Below are 15,904 nucleotides of genomic sequence, written 5' to 3' on the forward strand. Positions count from 1 at the left end.
TGAGGACTCGTGAGCCAGCGGTACCAGGCGGGCGCCCGGCGGGCGCTTCGGCGGGGGGCCGGGGTGGGTGACCGGGGTGAGCGCGTCCATGGTGCCGGGCGTCGGGCCCGAGCCTGCCGTGACCGGCGATCCGGCCCGCCCGCGAGGCCGCCACCGCAGTCGACACCGCAGTCGACACCGCAGTCGACACCGCGGTCGCCACCGCTCCCCGACCGTCCACCGGCCTCACCTACGAAGGGTCTCCTGATGACGCTCGCCTCCCGGCTCGGCCACGCCCCCGACGACCGGCTGCTCATCGTCAACGCCGACGACTACGGCATGAGCAGGTCGGCCAACCTCGGCATCACCTCGCTCCTGCGCGCCAGGGCGATCAGTTCGGCCACGCTGATGACGCCCTGCCCGTGGGCGCCGCAGGCCGCCGCCGAGGCCAAGGGCTTCGACGTCGGGGTGCACCTGACGCTGACCAGCGAGTGGGAGGGCTACCGCTGGGGCCCGGTCACCCGGGACCACCCCGTCACCACCCTGGTGGACGAGAACGGCTACTTCCCCCGCGACTGCGCCTCCTTCGAACGGGCCGCCGACCCGGACGAGGTCCGGATCGAGATCGTCAACCAGATCCGCAAGGCCGTCGCGCTCGGCCTGGACCCCTCCCACGCCGACAACCACATGGGCAGCCTGTACGGCCTGGCCACCGGACGCCACTTCCTGGACGTCGTCCTGCCGGTGTGCGCCGAGTACGGCCTGCCCTTCCGCCTGCCCCGCTCGCTGGCGGGCACCGGCGCGCCGGAGGAGCTGGAGCCGGTGGCGCGGGCCCTGGCCGCGGCCGCAGACGAGGCCGGGGTGATGATCCTCGACCACCTGTGGTCGCTGCCCTTCCACCAGTCCGACGGCGAGGACTACGACTCGCTCAAGAAGGACATGATCGAGCTGCTGCGCGCGCTGCGGCCGGGCGTCACGGAGATCTACATCCATCCCTTCGAGGACACCGACGAGCTGCGCGCGATCATGCCGGGCGCGGCCAAGCGCGGGTGGGAGCTGGGCCTGTTCACCGACCCTGACGTCCGCGAGGTCCTGGACGCCGAGGACGTCAAGATGATCGGCTGGCTGGACCTGCGGGCCGCGCAACGCGGGCAACGCCCCTGACCCCGGCGCCCTACCCGGGCCATCCTCCGGAACCCAGGGCTTCCGGGGTCAGGGGCGGCGGGTCGCGGTGACGTCGAGTTCCAGCACCACCTCGCGGGCGACCAGGAGCGCGGTCGCGGCGTTCCAGTTGACGCCCCAGTCCAGGCGGTCGATCGTGGCGCCGCCGCCGAAACGGACCCGGTCGCCGTCGCCGGTCAGCGTGAGGTCCAGGGCGACCGGCCGGTTCACGCCGCACATGGTCAGGTCGCCGGTGAGCCGGAACGCGGCCTCGCCGGTCCGCTCGGCGCCGGTCGAGGTGAAGGTGATGGACGGGTGGTCGCCGACGCGCAGGAACCTGCCGCGCAGGTGCCCGTCGCGCTGCTCGCTGCCGGTCCGGATGCTGTGCGACCGGATCGCGAGCCGGACGTCGGACCTCGACGGGTCGTCGCCGTCGAGCCGCAGAGCGCCTTCGAAGTCGTCGAACCGCCCGCGTACCCTGGAGGCCATCGTGTGCCGGGCGACGAAGCCGATCCGGGTGCCGGTGGGGTCGATCACGTAGTCGCCGGTGAGCGTGCTGAAGCTGGTCGTGCTGGTCATCGCTGTTCGCTCCTGGAGGGGAAGGGTGCCGTCTCGGTCGTACGACGACGCACCGCCGCCGAATGTCAGGCGGCGTACGGCCTGACGTTTCGCGGCGCCGTCTCGTCGTACCGGCGCAGGACGAACACGACACGAGGAAGGCCGGCGACACCATGACCACCCCACCCGACCCTGGCCTGGACGCGATCATGAGCGAGCGGCGGCAGCTCATCAACCTGGCCTACCGGCTGCTGGGCTCGCTGGCCGACGCCGAGGACGTCGTCCAGGAGACCTACACCCGCTGGTACGCCATGTCGCGGGAGCAGCAGGAGGCGATCGACGTCCCGGCCGCCTGGCTGACCAGGGTCGCCGGGCGTATCTGCCTGGACCAGCTCGGCTCGGCCCGCGCCCGCCGCGAGCGCTACGTCGGCGAATGGATCCCCGAACCGCTCCCCGACCGCGCGGAATGGCCCGGCGACGACCCGGCCGACCGGGTCACCCTGGACGAGTCGGTCAACATGGCCTTCCTCGTCGTCCTGGAGTCGATGACCCCGGCCGAGCGGGTCGCGTTCATCCTGCACGACGTCTTCCGTTACCCGTTCGCCGAGGTGGCCGAGGTCGTCGGCCGTACTCCGGCGGCCTGCCGCCAGCTGGCCTCCTCGGCCCGCGGCCGTATCCGGGCCGCGCGGGCCCCGGTGACCCCGGTGGCCCGGCAGGCGGGCATCGTCCGGGGGTTCAAGCAGGCGTGGGAGGCCAAGGACATCAAGGCCCTGGTCGCCCTGCTCGACCCCGACGCCACCGGCGTCGCCGACGGCGGCGGCCTGGTCAGCGCCCTGCTGGAGCCGGTCGAGGGCGGCGAGCGGATCGCGCGCTACCTGGTCGACCTCGCCGAGCTGGCGCCGGGCCTGACGATCCTGGAACGCACGGTCAACGGTCAGCCCGGCCTGGTGGCCCAGCAGGACGGCGTCACCGTGGTGGTGATGGCCTTCGAGGTGGTGAACGACCGGATCAGGCACTTCTGGGCCGTACGCAACCCCGACAAGCTCCGCCCGTGGACGGCGGGCTGACCGCCGTCGGGACCGGGAGCCTGGGGAGGCGGCTACGCGGGGTCCGTGGGCACCAGGTAGCGGCGTTTGCGGTCGGTGAGGTCGAGCAGCCGGCCGCCGTTGGCCTCGATGACGCGCCGGGAGACGGTGTTCGTCCGGTCGCACATGACCAGCGCGCTGGTGACGCCCAGCCGCCGCGCGATCGGCAGCGCCGCCGCGAGCATCGCCGTCGCGTGCCCCCGCCGCCGGGCGCCGGGCCGCACGTCGTAGCCGATGTGGCCGCCCAGCCGCTCCAGCGCCGGGGTGAGCCGGTGGCGGACGGCCAGCCTGCCCAGGAAACGTTCGCCGTCCGCCCACCACAGCGTCGTCATGGGCACGAACCCGTCGCGGACGCCCGCCTCGGTGCGCTCGCCGAGCAGCCGTGCCACGTACGCGGCGAAGCCCGCCCGGCCGGTCAGCGCCTCGGGATCGACGTCCTGGACGAACCACGGGACCGGGAAGTCCCGGTCGGCCCGGAACTCGGCCACCGCCGCCAGGAACGAGGGCCGCAACCGCTCGGAGGGATCGACGAGACCCGGCAGACCTGGCATGACGACCATGATGCCGGGCGGCCGGTCAGGACGGCGACGGGGTTTTCGCGGTGGCCCGGTCGAAGAGGTCGACGAGTTCGGTGGCGCAGCGGCCGGGGTCGAGGCCGCCGGCGACCCCGTCGGCCACCGCGTCGATGGCGGCGCGCAGGGCCATGGCCATCAGGACGCTGTCGAACGCCCGGAACGCCCCCGTACGCCGGCCGTCCTCGAACAGGGCGGCCAGCCGGCCGATCGCGGCGTCCCGCTCACCGCCCCCCACGGGCGTGCGGTTGAACGCGATCTGCTGGACCGCGCGTACGTGGGCGGGGTGGGCGGCGATGAAGGCGACGTTCGCCCTGATGAACGCCTCAAGCTGGGCGCGGGCCCCGGAGGCCGCCTCGATCGCCGGCCGCATGAAGGCGGCGGCGTCGGTGACGACCTGCCGGACGACGGCCTCGAAGAGCTGGTCCTTGGTGGAGAAGTGGTAGGAGATGAGCCTCTTGCTGCTGAGCCCGGCGCGCTCGCAGATGGAGTCGAAGGTGGTCTCCGCGTAACCCCGCTCGGCGAGCACGGCGATCGCCGCCGCGGCGATCTGGGCCTTCCGGGCCTCGGTGGCCGCCTGACGGGTTCCGGAGCTCTCCATGTCAGCCCAGCTTGCCACGCTTCGGGAACGCCTCGCGCACGGCACGTCGGTTGACGACGACCGCGACGGCGGCGACCAGGAGGCCGACCACGCCCTGCTCGGCCTTCATCCACAGCGGATAGCCGCTGTCCGGCGCAAGGAGGATGAGCACGATGCCGACGGGCGCGGCGAGGGAGACGAAGCGGATGCGCACGTAGGCGGACCGCCTGCCTCGCGCGGCCTGTCCGGCGAGGGCGACGAGCCAGGCGGAGGCCGCGGCGACGGCGGCGGCGCGTACCCACACCACCCAGTTGCCGCCGACGACGGCCAGGACGCCGAGCGTCGCGATCGAGACGACGAGGACGGCGACGAAGAGAGCGCGGACGAGCGGCCAGACCTTGTTGTTATCCATGTGGATAAATTTATACGCTCGGATAAGAAAACGCGCGCGGGATCCGGCACCCGGCTAATTCCTTTGCCCGCGGCGCGACGGGCCGGTCATGATCGATCATGACCGTGACACCCGAGGTGCTGACCTACTACGCACAGGACCTGGAGCACGACCGGCTGCGTGAGGGCCGCGGCCGCCTGGAGTTCTGGCGCACCCAGGACGTGCTCCGCCGCACACTGCCCCCGCCCCCGGCCCGGGTCCTCGACGTCGGCGGCGGCACCGGCGTGCACGCCGAATGGCTGCTGGCCGACGGCTACGAGGTGACCCTGCTCGACCCGGTCCCGTTACACGTGGAGCGGGCGGCCGGAGTACCGGGGCTGCGCGCCGCACTGGGGGACGCGCGCCGGCTGCCGGTGCCCGATCAGGGCGCGGACGCCGTTCTGCTGCTGGGCCCGCTCTACCATCTGGCCGAACGGGCCGACCGGATGCGGGCCCTGCGCGAGGCGCGGCGCGCCGTACGACCCGGCGGGCTCGTGGCGGCGGCCACCATCAACCGGCACGCGGCCGTGCTCGACACCGTCCACCTGGGAACGTACCTGGAGGAACCCCAGCGGGAGGCGGCTCAAGCCGCCGCGGCGCACGGCGTCATGCGCTCCCCCCGGCGCGGATTCACCGCCTACTTCCACCAACCGGACGAGGTGTGCGCCGAGTTCGCCGACGCCGGCCTCCCCGGCGCCGCGCAGTACGGCCTGGAAGGCGCCTTCTGGCTCTACGGCGACGTCGCCGACTGGCTCGACGACCCCGCCTGCCGGACCCTGCTCCTGGACGCCCAGCGCTCGATGGAGTCGGAGCCCTCGCTGCTGGGCGTCAGCGGCCACCTGCTGACCGTCGCCCGCCGGGAGTCCTGAGCCCTTTCCTTACACGCCCTTGATCTCCAGAGGTTCCTAGTACTAGGAGCCTAGTTAAATGGAGGAAGGGTGATCGAGTTCTATCTGGACGCCCGGTCCGGCGTCTCGCCGTACCTGCAGCGCACGGCCCGCTGCGCCAGGACCTGCGGCGCTGGCTGGCCAAGGCCCGCCTGGCCGGCCTCGACGACGAGAGCATCGAGGCGCTGTTCATGAGCACCTTCCGCGACGCCGCGCGGCAGGACATCGCATGAGCGGCGTCCTGACGGCCCAGGGGCTGGGCAAGCGGTACGGCCGGCGCTGGGCGCTGCGCGACTGCGCACTCGACGTCCCTGAGGGGCACGTCGTCGGGCTGGTGGGCCCCAACGGGGTCGGCAAGACCACGCTGCTGAAGCTGGCCGGCGGGCAGCTCACGCCGTCCGAGGGCCGGATCGGCGTGCTCGGCGGGAATCCGCCGGACTGTCCGGGGCAGCAGGCCAGGATCGGGTTCGTCGCCCAGGACGCCCCCGTCTACGCCGCGCTCAGCGTGGCCGAGCACCTGCGGCTGGGCGCCCGGCTCAACCCCGGCTGGGACGCCGCGCTCGCCCAGGACCGCGTCAGACGGCTCGGCCTGGACCCCGCGCACCGGGCGGGACGGCTGTCGGGCGGCCAGCGCGCCCAGCTCGCGCTCACCATGGGCCTGGCCAAGCGCCCCGAGCTGCTGCTCCTGGACGAGCCGGTCGCCGCGCTCGACCCGCTCGCCCGCCGCGAGTTCCTCCAGGGCCCTCGTGGCCGCCCTCGGCGACGACCACGCCCGCTGGGCGCACGGCATGCGCCGCCCGCCCGCCTACTACGACGGCGACCAGTACGGCCTCGGCCTCCAGGCCAGCACCGGCCCGTCCGGCGCCCCCGGGAACGCGCTGCCGCCGCTGTTCGTCACCGCCGTACAGGGGGGACCGGCGAGGGCCGCCGGGGTGCGGCCGGGCGACGTCATCGAGTCGATCGACGGCTCGGCGCCCTTCGTCGGCGCCGAGGTCACCCCGGCCGCCGTCGCCGCGCTCTACCCGCGTTACCCCCAGGCGGCCCCGGTCCGGCTGCGGCTGCTGCGGCAGGACACCGGCCGCCGCCGTACCGTGACGCTCAAGCCCCGCCTGTTCCAGCCCGACCCGGACACGCTGCCCGCCGTGACGGCCGAGGTGGTGGACGGCGACGTCGCCCGCGTGCGGATGCGCGGCTTCGCGCCCGACTCGGCGAACCGGGTGCTGCGGGCGATCGCCAGGCTGCGCACCGGCAGGACGCTCGCCGGGGTCGTGCTGGACCTGCGCGGCAACGGTGGCGGCAGCCCCGACGAGGCGAACCGGCTGCTGGGCGGGTTCGGGCACGGCAAGGTCACCGCCTACCAGTGCGCCGCGGACGGCTCGTGCGAGACCATGCGCACCGACGACAACGTGCCGCTGGTCGGGCTGCCGCTGGTGGTGCTGACCGACCGGGTCGGCGTGGCCCCCGACGAGCACGTGCCGCTGACCCCGCAGGACGCCGCCGTCGGGCGCGATCCCGCCCTGGCCAGGGCGCTGGCCCTGCTGCACGACTGACGATCCCGCCGCCGACGAGGACGGACCACCTCATGAGCCATGCCATCGCACCGAAGCCGATCCCGCGCGCCGCCCCGCCGAGGACCGCGGGCCCGTCGCCCACGCCCGCCGCTCCCCCGGCCCTGCCCGCCCCGACGGGGAGCGCGGTGGTCGGCACCACCGCCCTGTACCTCAAGGACGCCTCCCGCGCCGACCCGTGGGTGCCCGAGTCGAAGGCCAGGGAGCTGATGGTCACCCTGTGGTACCCGGCGAAGGCCCGTACGGGGACGCCCGCCGCGTACATGTCGGCCAAGGAGTCCGAGCTGACCCTGAGGGGCAAGAAGGTGACCGGCGCGCCGTACGACATGCTGAGCAGGACGCGCACCAACTCCTTCACCGGCGCGGAGCCGGCCGGGAAGACGGGCGGCCTGCCGCTGGTCGTGCTCTCCCCCGGGTTCACCCAGCCGCGCGGCACGCTGGTCGCCCTCGCCGAGGACCTGGCCGCGCACGGGTACGTCGTCGCCGGCGTCGGCCACGCCTACGAGACCTACGCGACGACGTTCCCCGGCGGCCGGATCGCGGAGTGCGTGGCCTGCGACAGCGACTCCGACCCCGGCTTCGGCCCGCGCGTGACGGCGGTGCGGGCGGCCGACGTCTCCTTCGTGCTGGACCGGCTGACCGGGCCGGACGCGGCCTGGAAGGGCTCCTCCCTGATCGACCGGTCCAGGATCGCGATGGCGGGCCAGTCGATCGGCGGGGCCGCGGCGGTGGAGTCGATGCTGAAGGACTCCCGGATCCGCGCCGGCCTCGACATGGACGGCACCACGTACGCCCGGATCCCGAAGGGCGGCCTGTCGCGGCCGTTCCTGTTCCTGGGGTCGGCGGGCCACCCGCCCGGCGGGCGCGACAACTCGTGGGACCGCGACTGGAGACTGCTGTCGGGCTGGAAGCGGTGGCTGCTGCTGCCCGGCGCGGACCACCAGACGTTCACCGACGTGCCGCTGCTGGCCGGGGCCCTCGGCATCCCCGTGCCGGGCTCACTCAGCGCGGCCCGGTCCACCGAGGTCGTCCGCGCGTACGTACGGGCCTTCCTCGACCTGCACCTGCGCGGCAGGCCGCAACCCCTGCTGGACGGGCCGTCGCCGCGCTACCCCGAGGTCCGGTTCTGCGCGCCCGAGCGGAAGGACTGCCGGTGAACGGCGGCCCGGTCCGGGGTGACGCGGTCGGTTGACGCGGTCGGTCGAGGCGGTCAGTCGAGGCGGTCGAGCAGGTCGTCGAGGGCCTGGGTGAGGGCCGCGGAGGTGGCCGGGGTGAACCAGGTGGTGCGGATGCGCTCGTTGCTGCCGTTCGGGGTCTCGTGGTCGGCCGCGAGCTGCCGCAGCGAACGGCTCTCGTCGCCCAGGGCGCGTCCGAGGTCCTGGAAGAGGCCACGGACGTAGCGTTCGGCGACCTCGGCGGGGAGGCCGTGGCCGGCGGCCCACGAGGTGAGCGTGGCGAGGTAGGACAGGTGGGTGGTCAGCGTCGCCGTCAGCGCGGAGAAGACGTTGAAGGCGGCCTCGTCCTCGACCGGCAGCACGCCGCCCAGGCGGTCGAAGAGGGCGTCCACCGCCGGGTGCGCCGGGCAGGTCACCGTGACCGATTCGCGGTCGCGGACGGCGGGCAGGGGGATGGCCCGTACCAGCGTGGCGCCGGTGGCGAGTTGCCCGCGCAGGTCGTCGTTCGCGACGCCGGCCATCACGTTGACCACGATCCGGTCGTCGTCCACGCGCAGGCCGGCCAGCGCCTCGTGCCGGTCCGGCGGGCGTACGGCGACGATGACCAGCTCCGAGCGGTCCACCACCTCCTGGTTTCCGGCGCAGACCCGGACGCGTTCGTACCGCTCCGACAGCTCCTTGGCGGCGCGCGCTCCGCGTGGGGAGAGGAACACCTCGGGACGCTCGCCGGGCGCCTCGCACAGGCCCGTCACGATGGCCCGGCCGATCTCGCCCACCCCGATGACGCCGATCCGCTGCACTGTGTGTTCCTCCCTTGTGTGGCCATAAGTACTACAGCAGTCTGTACCGTCCCTTCGGTTGCTGGCGGGATTCATCGTGGAGGCCGAGGTCCGTAGCGTCGTCCTCATGAGCGATCCGTACAGAATTGACACATATGACCAGCCGGCGCGGACCCCGCGGCCCCGGCCGCGGCGGTCCGGGCTGCGGGCCCTGCTGTGGGTCCTGACGGTGGCCGGAGCCTCGGTGAACCTGGTCGCCAACTTCGCCGCGCGGGGCGAGTTGACCCTGCCCGGGCTGGCGGGCGGCGTGGTGGGCGCGGCCGGCATCGCGGGGCTCATCGTCCTGTACGTGGCCGGACGCCGGTCGTGAGCAGCCCGGTCACCGGCGCTCTCTCCGGCGCTCTCTCCGGCGCTGTCTCCGGCGCTGTCTCCGGCGCGGTCGTCATGCTGGAACGGGTGAGCAAGACCTACGGTGACGTCGTCGCCCTCGACAACGTGTCGCTGGCCTTCCCGCGCGGCCGGTTCGTGGCCGTGATGGGACCGTCGGGCTCGGGGAAGAGCACTTTGTTGCAGGCCGCGGCCGCCCTGGAGCCGCCGACGTCGGGCGAGATCACCATCTGCGGCGCCGAGGTCACCCGCATGTCGGAGACCAGGCGCACGGAGTGGCGCAGGAAGCATCTCGGCTACGTCTTCCAGTCCTACAACCTGCTGCCCACCGTCACCGTCGAGGACAACATCACGCTGCCGCTGCGGATGGCCGGGGTGCGCCCGGACCGGGCCTGGCTCGGCGAGCTGATCGGCCGGATGGGCCTGCGCGACCGGCTGCGGCACCGGCCGACGGAACTGTCGGGCGGCCAGCAGCAGCGGGCCGCCATCATCCGGGCCCTGGCCGCCCGCCCGGACGTGGTGTTCGCCGACGAGCCCACCGGCGCGCTCGACCTGCGCAGCGCCGCCCACGTGCTGGACCTGCTGCGCGAGCTGGTCGACGACCTCGGCCAGACCGTCGTCATGGTCACCCACGACCCCGCCGCCGCGGCCCGCGCGCACGACACCGTGCTCATGGCCGACGGGCGGGTGCTCGACATCCTGCCCGCCCCGTCCGCCGAGGACCTGGCCGTACGGCTGGCGCGGCTGAGCGCGGAGCGGGTCGCGTGATCAGGCTCGCGCTGGCGCTCGCCAAGGCGGGCGGCCTCGTCGTGGTGTTCGCCGCGGTGCTGGGCGGGATGGCGCTGGTGACCGCGACCGGCGTGCTGGTGGACTCGGCCTTCCGCGCGCAGCCGCCCCTGCGGCTCTCGGGCGCGGACGTGGTGGTCGCGGCGCGGCAGTCGATCTCCCGCAAGGAGGACCTGCCCGTGGCGCTGCCCGAGCGCGCCAGGATCCCCTCCTCGCTGGTCGCCGCGGCGGCCGAGGTGCCCGGCGTGGCAGCCGCGACCGGCGACCTCAGCTTCCCCGCCGCCGTCGTATCCGGGGGTACCGCCGCCGCCACCGTTTCGTCCGGGGCTGTCGGGCGTACCGCCGATCCTGCCACCGCCGGCCACGGGTGGTCATCGCTCGCGCTGAGCGGGCGGATCACGGCGGGGCACGCGCCGCGCGCCCCCGGCGAGATCGCGGTGAGCGGCGGCCGGGTCGGGGACGAGCTGCGGGTGACGGCGGCCGGGACGCCCGCGACCTACCGGGTGAGCGCCGTAGTGGACACCCCGGGTGTGTACTTCCCCGACTCCGTCGCCACCACCCTGGCCGCCCGGACGGCGGGCAGACCGGCGACGGTGGACCTCGTCGCGGTCCGCGCGACGCCCGGCGTCTCCCCCGAGACGCTGGCCGCCCGGCTGAAGGCCCGCCTGGGCGCCGGCTACGAGTACGCGACCGGCCGCGACCGGGCCGACGCCGAGTCGCCGGGCGCGGCGGCGGGCCGCGGACTGCTGCTGGCCCTGCCCGCCTCGATCGGCGGCATCAGCCTGATGGTGGTCGGGTTCGTGGTGGGCGGTGGCCTGGCGCTGTCGGTCAACCGGCAGCGCCGCGACCTCGCCCTGCTGCGCGCGGCCGGCGCGACCCCGCGCCAGGTGCGCCGGGTGGTGGCCGTCCAGGCCATGGCGGCGGCGCTCCCGGCCGTGCCGCCCGGGGCCGCGCTCGGCTACTACCTGGCCGACCGGTTCGGCGGGCTGCTGACCGGGATCGGCATGCTGCGCGAGGACCAGCCGCTCGTGTACGGGGCGCTGCCGGCCGTGGCCGCGACGCTGCTGCTGCTCGGCGTCACGCGGGTGGCCGCGTGGGCGGGATCGTTGCGGGTCTCGCGCATGCCGGTCGTCTCCGGGCTCCCCGAGCCGCGTACGCCGTCGCGGGCGCGCACCAACGCGGGGCTGCTGCTCATGCTGGCCTCTCTGGTGCTGTCCACGATGCCGCTGTTCGTACGGACCGAGTTGGCCGCGGTCGGACCGGGCACCGCCGCGATCATGGCGGTGATCGGCCTGGCTCTCGCTGGTCCGCGGCTGGTGCAGGGGGTGGCGCGGGCGGTGGCCGGATCGCGGCTCATGGCCCGGCTGCCCGCCCCGCTCTGGCTGGCGGTGCACAACTGCCACGGGTACGCGCTGCGGACCGCCGCCGCGGTGGCCGCCCTCGGCATGGTGGTCACGCTCGGGCTCAGCGTGACGCTCACGCAGACCACGATGGCCAGGGCGCAGTCCGACCAGGCCGCCCTGGGCCTGCGCGGCCTGGTCACGATCACCGCTCCCGGCCTCGGCGGCATCCCGCGCGACCTGCTCGCCGACGTACGGTCGAGGACCGAGGCGACGGGCATGGCGATGACGACCGTGGTGACCGCGCCGCTCATGGCCGGCGACGACCCCGGTCTGATGGACCGCCCGGCCATGGCGCTCGGCCCTGCCGCCGACGGCCTGGTCGACCTCGACCTCGTGGCCGGCGGCCTGGACGGGCTCAAGGGCGCGACCGTGGCGGTCGACGAGCGTGTGGGCCGGATCGGCACGACCATGGACGTGACCATGGGCGACGGCGCCCGGGTACGGGCCCGGGTGGTGGCCACGTACCGGCGCGGCCTCGGGTTCGGCCCGATCGTGCTCTCCCGCGACCTGGCCGCGGCGCACACGACGACCGGGCTGGACAGCGCGGTGCTCGCCCGTCCCGGCGACTTCGGCGACCTCGCGCGACGTCCTGAGCTGCGTTTCGACGGCCGCCCCGCGGGACCGCAGGCCGCCACGGCCTCGGCCCAGACGCTGGTGAACGTCGCCGTGCTGGCCGTACTGCTGGGTTACGTGCTGGTGGCGGTCGCCAACCGGCTGGTGGCGACGACGACGGCGCGGCGGGAGGAGTTCGCCGGTCTGCGCGCGCTCGGCCTGACCCGGCGTCAGCTCAGGCGGGTGGTGCGCTGGGAGGCGATGCTCGTGGGCGCGGGGGCGTCGGTGTCGGGGCTGGTGCTCTCCGCGGTGCCGCTGGTGCTCCTCAGCTTGGGTTTCCTGGCCCGCCCGCTGCCCGCGGGGCCGTTGTGGCTGGTGCCGGCGTCTATTGTGGGGGTGATGTCGATTGTGTCCCTCGCCATGGAGCTACCTGCCCGGAAGATCATGAATTAGCGTGAAAGATCTTTGGCGGTTTGTCCGATATCACCTGATCGTGTTCGGGTCCTCCATGGCGGCGATGGTCGCGCTGGCCTTCCTCGCCGTGGGCGTGCTGCTCGTGCCCGTGGGCGGAGCGGGACTCGTCCTCGTGCCGCGCATGATGGCGGTGCTCCACCGGTGGGCCGAGTGGCAGCGTGTCCAGGCGGGCCGGGTGCTGGGGGTCGACGTACCGGCGCGGCCGGCGCCGCCCGCCGACGCCGGCGTGCGCGACCAGTGGCGCCACCTCCTCATGGGTACGCGGCCCAGGCGCGACCTGCGCTGGACCGCTCTGCACGTCGTCGTGGGCCTGCCCGTCACGCTGGCCGCCCTCGGGGTGATCGGACTGGTGGTGAACCCCGTCCTGGAGTCCCCGCTGTGGTGGCTGTTCCCGGCCGACGACCCGCTGCGGCTGCTGTTGTTCATCCCGGTGACCGAGTGGTCGCAGGCGATCGGCCTGGGCGTCGCGCAGGTTGTGCTGGCCACGCCGCTGGCCTGGTGGGGGGTGCCCAGGCTGGCCCGCCTGCACGCGCGCGCCTGCCTGGCCGCGCTCGCGCCGTCGGCGGCCGACCTGCTGGCCGAACGCGTCGGCGAGCTGACCGAGAGCAGGTCGGGCGTGCTGGACGCGCACGCCGCCGAGCTGCGCCGCATCGAGCGCGACCTGCACGACGGCACCCAGGCGCGGCTGGTCGCCATCGCGATGCGGCTGGCCATGGCCCGGGAGGCGCTCGACGACGACGCCGGGCCCGTCGGCCGGCTGCTGAAGGACGCCCACGAGGGAACCGAGGAGGCGATGACCGAGTTGCGGCAGGTGATCCGCACGATGTACCCGCCCGTCCTGGCCGACCGGGGTCTGGCCGGGGCCGTGGCCGCCGTGACGGCGAAGGCCGGGGTGCCCGTCGAGACGGACGTGAGCGGCCTCGGTTCCGTGCCCGCCGCGGTCGAGACGGCGGCCTACTTCATCGTGGCCGAGGCCGTCACGAACGCCGCCAAGCACAGCGGCGCCGGCCGCGTCACCGTACGGCTGACGTCGGGGCGTACACTGCGCATCGAGATCTGCGACGACGGCAAGGGCGGCGTGGACGAGAGCCGCGGCACCGGCGTCACCGGAATCCGCAGCAGGGCCGCCGCGCTCGACGGCGCACTCACCATCGACAGCCCTCTCGGAGGGCCCACCCGTCTCGTCGTGGAGCTGCCATGCGCGTCGTGATCGCCGAGGACAACGTTCTGCTCTCGACCGGGCTGGAGCTGCTGCTGACCAGCAAGGACATCGAGGTGGCCGCGGTCGTGCCGGACGCCGACGGCCTCATGGACGCCGTCGCCGCGCACCGGCCCGACCTGGTCATCGCCGACGTGCGGCTGCCGCCGTCCTTCCGCGACGAGGGCATCAAGGCCGCCGTCGCCCTCCGGAACGCCGACCCCACCCTGCCCATCCTGGTCCTGTCCCAGTACGTCGAGCGCATCTACGCCCGCGAGCTGCTCGCCCACGGCTCCGGCGGCGTCGGCTACCTGCTCAAGGACCGGGTCAGCCGGGTGAGCCAGTTCGTCGAGGACGTCCGCCGGGTCGCCGCGGGCGGCACGGTCATGGACCCCGAGGTCATCGCCCAGCTCATGACGGGCCGGGGCGACGGCCTGGACAGCCTCACGGCGCGGGAACGCGAAGTGCTGTCCTGGATGGCCCAGGGACTGAGCAACAACGAGATCGGGCAGCGGTTGACCGTCACCGACAATGCGGTGCACAAGCACATCGGCAGCATCTTCGCCAAGCTCGGACTGGCGGTCTCGGACGGCGGCCACCGCCGAGTACTCGCTGTCCTGACCTTCCTCGACGGCCAATAGCCCCGCCCCCAACGCAAACCCCCTCCAGCACGGCCTCTCCCCCGCCACGCCCCTTCGCCCCTTCGGCCCTTCGCCCCTTCGGCCCATCACACCCCTCCCCGATCACCCCCTCCCCCAGCGCCTTCCCCCGTCCCGGGACGACCCCTTTCCCGGAACGCCCCTCCCCCCTGGCATGAGAGGGCTGGGCACCTCGGCTCACTCCGGGTGCAGGCGGTCGTGTACGGCGTTGTGGACGTCGGGCGGGAGTGGGCCCTTGGTTGCGGCGGTGATGTTGGCTCGCAGGTGCGCGGCCTGGGCCGAGCCGACGATCAGGGAGTGCAGCTCCGGGCGGCCGAGGATGTACCGCAGCAGGAGTTCCGTCACCGGGGCGCCGTCCGCCAGCTCGTCCAGCCGGGCGGCGGCCAGTCGGGCGTGACGGTCGGCCAGCGGGCGGCGGATCGGCTCCGGTACGGCCTCGGGCGGCGGCACCAGCGAGCGGGCGACCGAGCCGCGAGCGATCGTCCCCGCGCCGGCCACCGCCGCGGCCCCGGCGAACTCCTCGTGGGAACGGTCGAGCGCCGAGTACGGCAGCAGGAACACGTCGAACACCCCCATCGCGAGATGGTCGGGCAGGTGGGGCAGCTCCCCCGACATGCCGGTGAAGCGGATCGCGCCCTCGTCCTGGAGCGCCCGCATCTCGGCCACGGTGTCCTCGGCCTCCATCACGGCGACGCTCGGGCTCAGATGGACCATCAGGACGTCGAGGTGGTCGGTACGCATCCGGCGCAGGCTGCGCTCGACGCACGCGCGGACGTTCGCCCTCGTGTAGACGTGCGCCGGGTCGCCGCCCGTGACCGGGCAGCCGCACTTACCCACCAGGACGAACTCGTCGCGGCGGTGGGAGATCCAGCGGCCGATGTGCTCCTCGGCCACGCCATAGTCGGGTGAGGTGTCGATGAGGTTGATGCCCGCGTCGAGGGCCTCGTTCAGGACGGTGCGGGCTTCGTCGTCGTTCACCGGCGGGCCCCACGCCTCCGGCCCGCGCAGCTCCATGGCCCCGTAGCCGAGACGGCTCACCCGCAGGCCGGTACGGCCGAGTGTCGCGGTCGGCAGCGTCACGTCGCCGTCCTCCTGGCCGAAGGGGTGGTGGGGGGACGGTCCGGCGGGTGGCCGGGGCCGCAGATGTGCATGTCGCGCCTTCCGGTGTGGTGGTGGGTGGGGCTAGGTGTGGTGATTGGGGGGCTAGGTGTGGTGGTTGGAGGGGCTAGAAGTCCATGTCGCCCCCGCCGGGCATGCCGGCCGGAGCAGCAGGGGTCTTCTCGGGCTTCTCGGCGATGACGGCCTCGGTGGTCAGGAAGAGCGCCGCGATGGAAGCGGCGTTCTGCAGCGCGGAGCGCGTCACCTTGGCCGGGTCGATGATCCCGGAGTCGAACATGTTGACGTACTCGCCGGAAGCGGCGTTGAGGCCCTCGCCGGGGGTCAGGTTACGCACCTTCTCCACCACGACGCCGCCCTCAAGACCGGCGTTGACCGCGATCTGCTTGAGCGGCTCCTCCAGAGCCTTCTTCACGATCGCCGCACCCGTGGCCTCGTCGCCCGCCAGCTCCAGCTTGTCGAACGCCTTCGCGCCGGCCTGCAGCAGCGCCACGCCACCACCGGGGACGATGCCCTCCTCGACGGCCGCCTTGGCGTTGCGCACGGCGTCCTCGA

17 protein-coding genes and 1 pseudogene are annotated in these 15,904 nt (G+C 73.9%); 11 read left to right on the forward strand and 7 right to left on the reverse strand.

Going from position 1 to position 15,904, the window contains the following annotated elements; translation table 11 throughout:
* The first annotated feature begins 246 nt into the window (after window positions 1-246).
* Window positions 247-1,143: a polysaccharide deacetylase family protein gene (locus tag DMB42_RS51075; protein ID WP_125649086.1), complete on the forward strand. Its 897-nt coding sequence runs from the start codon at window positions 247-249 to the stop codon at window positions 1,141-1,143.
* Window positions 1,144-1,191: 48 nt separating this feature from the next.
* Here the strand turns inward: DMB42_RS51075 and DMB42_RS51080 are convergent, their stop codons facing one another.
* Complete coding sequence (locus tag DMB42_RS51080) at window positions 1,192-1,719, reverse strand: YceI family protein (protein ID WP_125649089.1); 528 nt, start codon at window positions 1,717-1,719, stop codon at window positions 1,192-1,194.
* 152 nt (window positions 1,720-1,871) lie between these two features.
* Between DMB42_RS51080 and sigJ the strand changes: the two genes are divergently transcribed.
* Window positions 1,872-2,765 carry an RNA polymerase sigma factor SigJ gene (gene sigJ, locus DMB42_RS51085; RefSeq protein WP_125649092.1) on the forward strand — a complete coding sequence of 298 codons (894 nt, stop codon included), beginning with the start codon at window positions 1,872-1,874 and terminating at the stop codon, window positions 2,763-2,765.
* Window positions 2,766-2,797: 32 nt separating this feature from the next.
* Here sigJ and DMB42_RS51090 read toward each other — a convergent pair whose 3' ends face one another.
* From DMB42_RS51090 to DMB42_RS51100, 3 genes are read right to left on the reverse strand one after another with little or no spacing between them, the layout of a single operon-like run.
* On the reverse strand, window positions 2,798-3,334 hold the full coding sequence (locus DMB42_RS51090) for a GNAT family N-acetyltransferase (RefSeq protein ID WP_221762738.1): 537 nt from the start codon (window positions 3,332-3,334) through the stop codon (window positions 2,798-2,800).
* 25 nt (window positions 3,335-3,359) lie between these two features.
* Complete coding sequence (locus DMB42_RS51095) at window positions 3,360-3,956, reverse strand: TetR/AcrR family transcriptional regulator (protein WP_125649095.1); 597 nt, start codon at window positions 3,954-3,956, stop codon at window positions 3,360-3,362.
* 1 nt (window position 3,957) lies between these two features.
* Window positions 3,958-4,347: a hypothetical protein gene (locus tag DMB42_RS51100; RefSeq protein ID WP_125649098.1), complete on the reverse strand. Its 390-nt coding sequence runs from the start codon at window positions 4,345-4,347 to the stop codon at window positions 3,958-3,960.
* A gap of 98 nt (window positions 4,348-4,445) precedes the next feature.
* On the opposite strand from DMB42_RS51100, the gene DMB42_RS51105 reads away from it, so the two are divergent.
* The 4 genes and pseudogenes from DMB42_RS51105 (at window position 4,446) to DMB42_RS51125 (ending at window position 7,977) form a co-directional block, all read left to right on the forward strand.
* A complete protein-coding gene (locus DMB42_RS51105) occupies window positions 4,446-5,234 on the forward strand; it encodes a bifunctional 2-polyprenyl-6-hydroxyphenol methylase/3-demethylubiquinol 3-O-methyltransferase UbiG (RefSeq protein ID WP_125649101.1) in 789 nt (262 codons plus the stop codon).
* 247 nt (window positions 5,235-5,481) lie between these two features.
* Window positions 5,482-5,895: pseudogene (locus DMB42_RS51115) on the forward strand (ATP-binding cassette domain-containing protein); the annotation flags it as partial.
* Window positions 5,896-5,998: 103 nt separating this feature from the next.
* The gene (locus DMB42_RS51120; protein WP_260478423.1) at window positions 5,999-6,802 is read left to right on the forward strand and encodes a S41 family peptidase; all 804 of its coding nucleotides are present in this window, start codon (window positions 5,999-6,001) and stop codon (window positions 6,800-6,802) included.
* A gap of 32 nt (window positions 6,803-6,834) precedes the next feature.
* Complete coding sequence (locus tag DMB42_RS51125; protein ID WP_125649134.1) at window positions 6,835-7,977, forward strand: alpha/beta hydrolase; 1,143 nt, start codon at window positions 6,835-6,837, stop codon at window positions 7,975-7,977.
* A gap of 53 nt (window positions 7,978-8,030) precedes the next feature.
* Here DMB42_RS51125 and DMB42_RS51130 read toward each other — a convergent pair whose 3' ends face one another.
* Window positions 8,031-8,795 carry an NAD(P)-binding domain-containing protein gene (locus DMB42_RS51130; RefSeq protein ID WP_221762739.1) on the reverse strand — a complete coding sequence of 255 codons (765 nt, stop codon included), beginning with the start codon at window positions 8,793-8,795 and terminating at the stop codon, window positions 8,031-8,033.
* Window positions 8,796-8,901: 106 nt separating this feature from the next.
* Here DMB42_RS51130 and DMB42_RS51135 point away from each other — a divergent pair, with 106 nt between their 5' ends.
* From DMB42_RS51135 to DMB42_RS51155, 5 genes are read left to right on the forward strand one after another with little or no spacing between them, the layout of a single operon-like run.
* Window positions 8,902-9,144 carry a hypothetical protein gene (locus DMB42_RS51135; protein WP_125649104.1) on the forward strand — a complete coding sequence of 81 codons (243 nt, stop codon included), beginning with the start codon at window positions 8,902-8,904 and terminating at the stop codon, window positions 9,142-9,144.
* Window positions 9,141-9,929 carry an ABC transporter ATP-binding protein gene (locus DMB42_RS51140; RefSeq protein WP_396986444.1) on the forward strand — a complete coding sequence of 263 codons (789 nt, stop codon included), beginning with the start codon at window positions 9,141-9,143 and terminating at the stop codon, window positions 9,927-9,929. The genes DMB42_RS51135 and DMB42_RS51140 overlap by 4 nt, the downstream gene beginning before the upstream one ends.
* Window positions 9,926-12,355 carry an FtsX-like permease family protein gene (locus DMB42_RS51145; RefSeq protein ID WP_125649107.1) on the forward strand — a complete coding sequence of 810 codons (2,430 nt, stop codon included), beginning with the start codon at window positions 9,926-9,928 and terminating at the stop codon, window positions 12,353-12,355. Before DMB42_RS51140 ends, DMB42_RS51145 begins: the two co-directional genes overlap by 4 nt.
* A gap of 40 nt (window positions 12,356-12,395) precedes the next feature.
* Entirely contained in the window at window positions 12,396-13,586 is a 1,191-nt protein-coding gene (locus DMB42_RS51150; RefSeq protein ID WP_260478424.1) for a sensor domain-containing protein, read from the forward strand.
* Window positions 13,574-14,215, forward strand: coding sequence for a response regulator transcription factor (locus DMB42_RS51155; RefSeq protein WP_125649110.1), 642 nt, complete (start codon window positions 13,574-13,576; stop codon window positions 14,213-14,215). The genes DMB42_RS51150 and DMB42_RS51155 overlap by 13 nt, the downstream gene beginning before the upstream one ends.
* 195 nt (window positions 14,216-14,410) lie before the next feature.
* On the opposite strand, the gene DMB42_RS51160 is transcribed toward DMB42_RS51155, so the two are convergent.
* Both DMB42_RS51160 and DMB42_RS51165 read right to left on the reverse strand, forming a co-directional pair.
* Window positions 14,411-15,313 (reverse strand): aldo/keto reductase, encoded by a 903-nt coding sequence (locus DMB42_RS51160; RefSeq protein WP_185845312.1) that lies wholly within the window; start codon window positions 15,311-15,313, stop codon window positions 14,411-14,413.
* 145 nt (window positions 15,314-15,458) lie between these two features.
* On the reverse strand, window positions 15,459-15,904 hold a 446-nt coding region (locus DMB42_RS51165), incomplete at its 5' end, for a TCP-1/cpn60 chaperonin family protein (protein ID WP_312024810.1).

Origin of the sequence: Nonomuraea sp. WAC 01424 (assembly GCF_003947315.1) — a bacterium.
In the GTDB taxonomy this organism is placed as follows: Bacteria; Actinomycetota; Actinomycetes; order Streptosporangiales; family Streptosporangiaceae; genus Nonomuraea; species Nonomuraea spiralis.

What these genes read in the sequence shown, in the direction of transcription:
- DMB42_RS51090 (WP_221762738.1), bottom strand. Translation starts at nt 3,334, where the DNA reads ATGCCAGGTCTGCCGGGTCTCGTCGATCCCTCCGAGCGGTTGCGGCCC.
- DMB42_RS51095 (WP_125649095.1), bottom strand. Translation starts at nt 3,956, where the DNA reads ATGGAGAGCTCCGGAACCCGTCAGGCGGCCACCGAGGCCCGGAAGGCC.
- DMB42_RS51125 (WP_125649134.1), top strand. Translation starts at nt 6,835, where the DNA reads ATGAGCCATGCCATCGCACCGAAGCCGATCCCGCGCGCCGCCCCGCCG.
- DMB42_RS51105 (WP_125649101.1), top strand. Translation starts at nt 4,446, where the DNA reads ATGACCGTGACACCCGAGGTGCTGACCTACTACGCACAGGACCTGGAG.
- DMB42_RS51155 (WP_125649110.1), top strand. Translation starts at nt 13,574, where the DNA reads ATGCGCGTCGTGATCGCCGAGGACAACGTTCTGCTCTCGACCGGGCTG.
- DMB42_RS51075 (WP_125649086.1), top strand. Translation starts at nt 247, where the DNA reads ATGACGCTCGCCTCCCGGCTCGGCCACGCCCCCGACGACCGGCTGCTC.
- DMB42_RS51100 (WP_125649098.1), bottom strand. Translation starts at nt 4,347, where the DNA reads ATGGATAACAACAAGGTCTGGCCGCTCGTCCGCGCTCTCTTCGTCGCC.
- DMB42_RS51135 (WP_125649104.1), top strand. Translation starts at nt 8,902, where the DNA reads ATGAGCGATCCGTACAGAATTGACACATATGACCAGCCGGCGCGGACC.
- DMB42_RS51080 (WP_125649089.1), bottom strand. Translation starts at nt 1,719, where the DNA reads ATGACCAGCACGACCAGCTTCAGCACGCTCACCGGCGACTACGTGATC.
- sigJ (WP_125649092.1), top strand. Translation starts at nt 1,872, where the DNA reads ATGACCACCCCACCCGACCCTGGCCTGGACGCGATCATGAGCGAGCGG.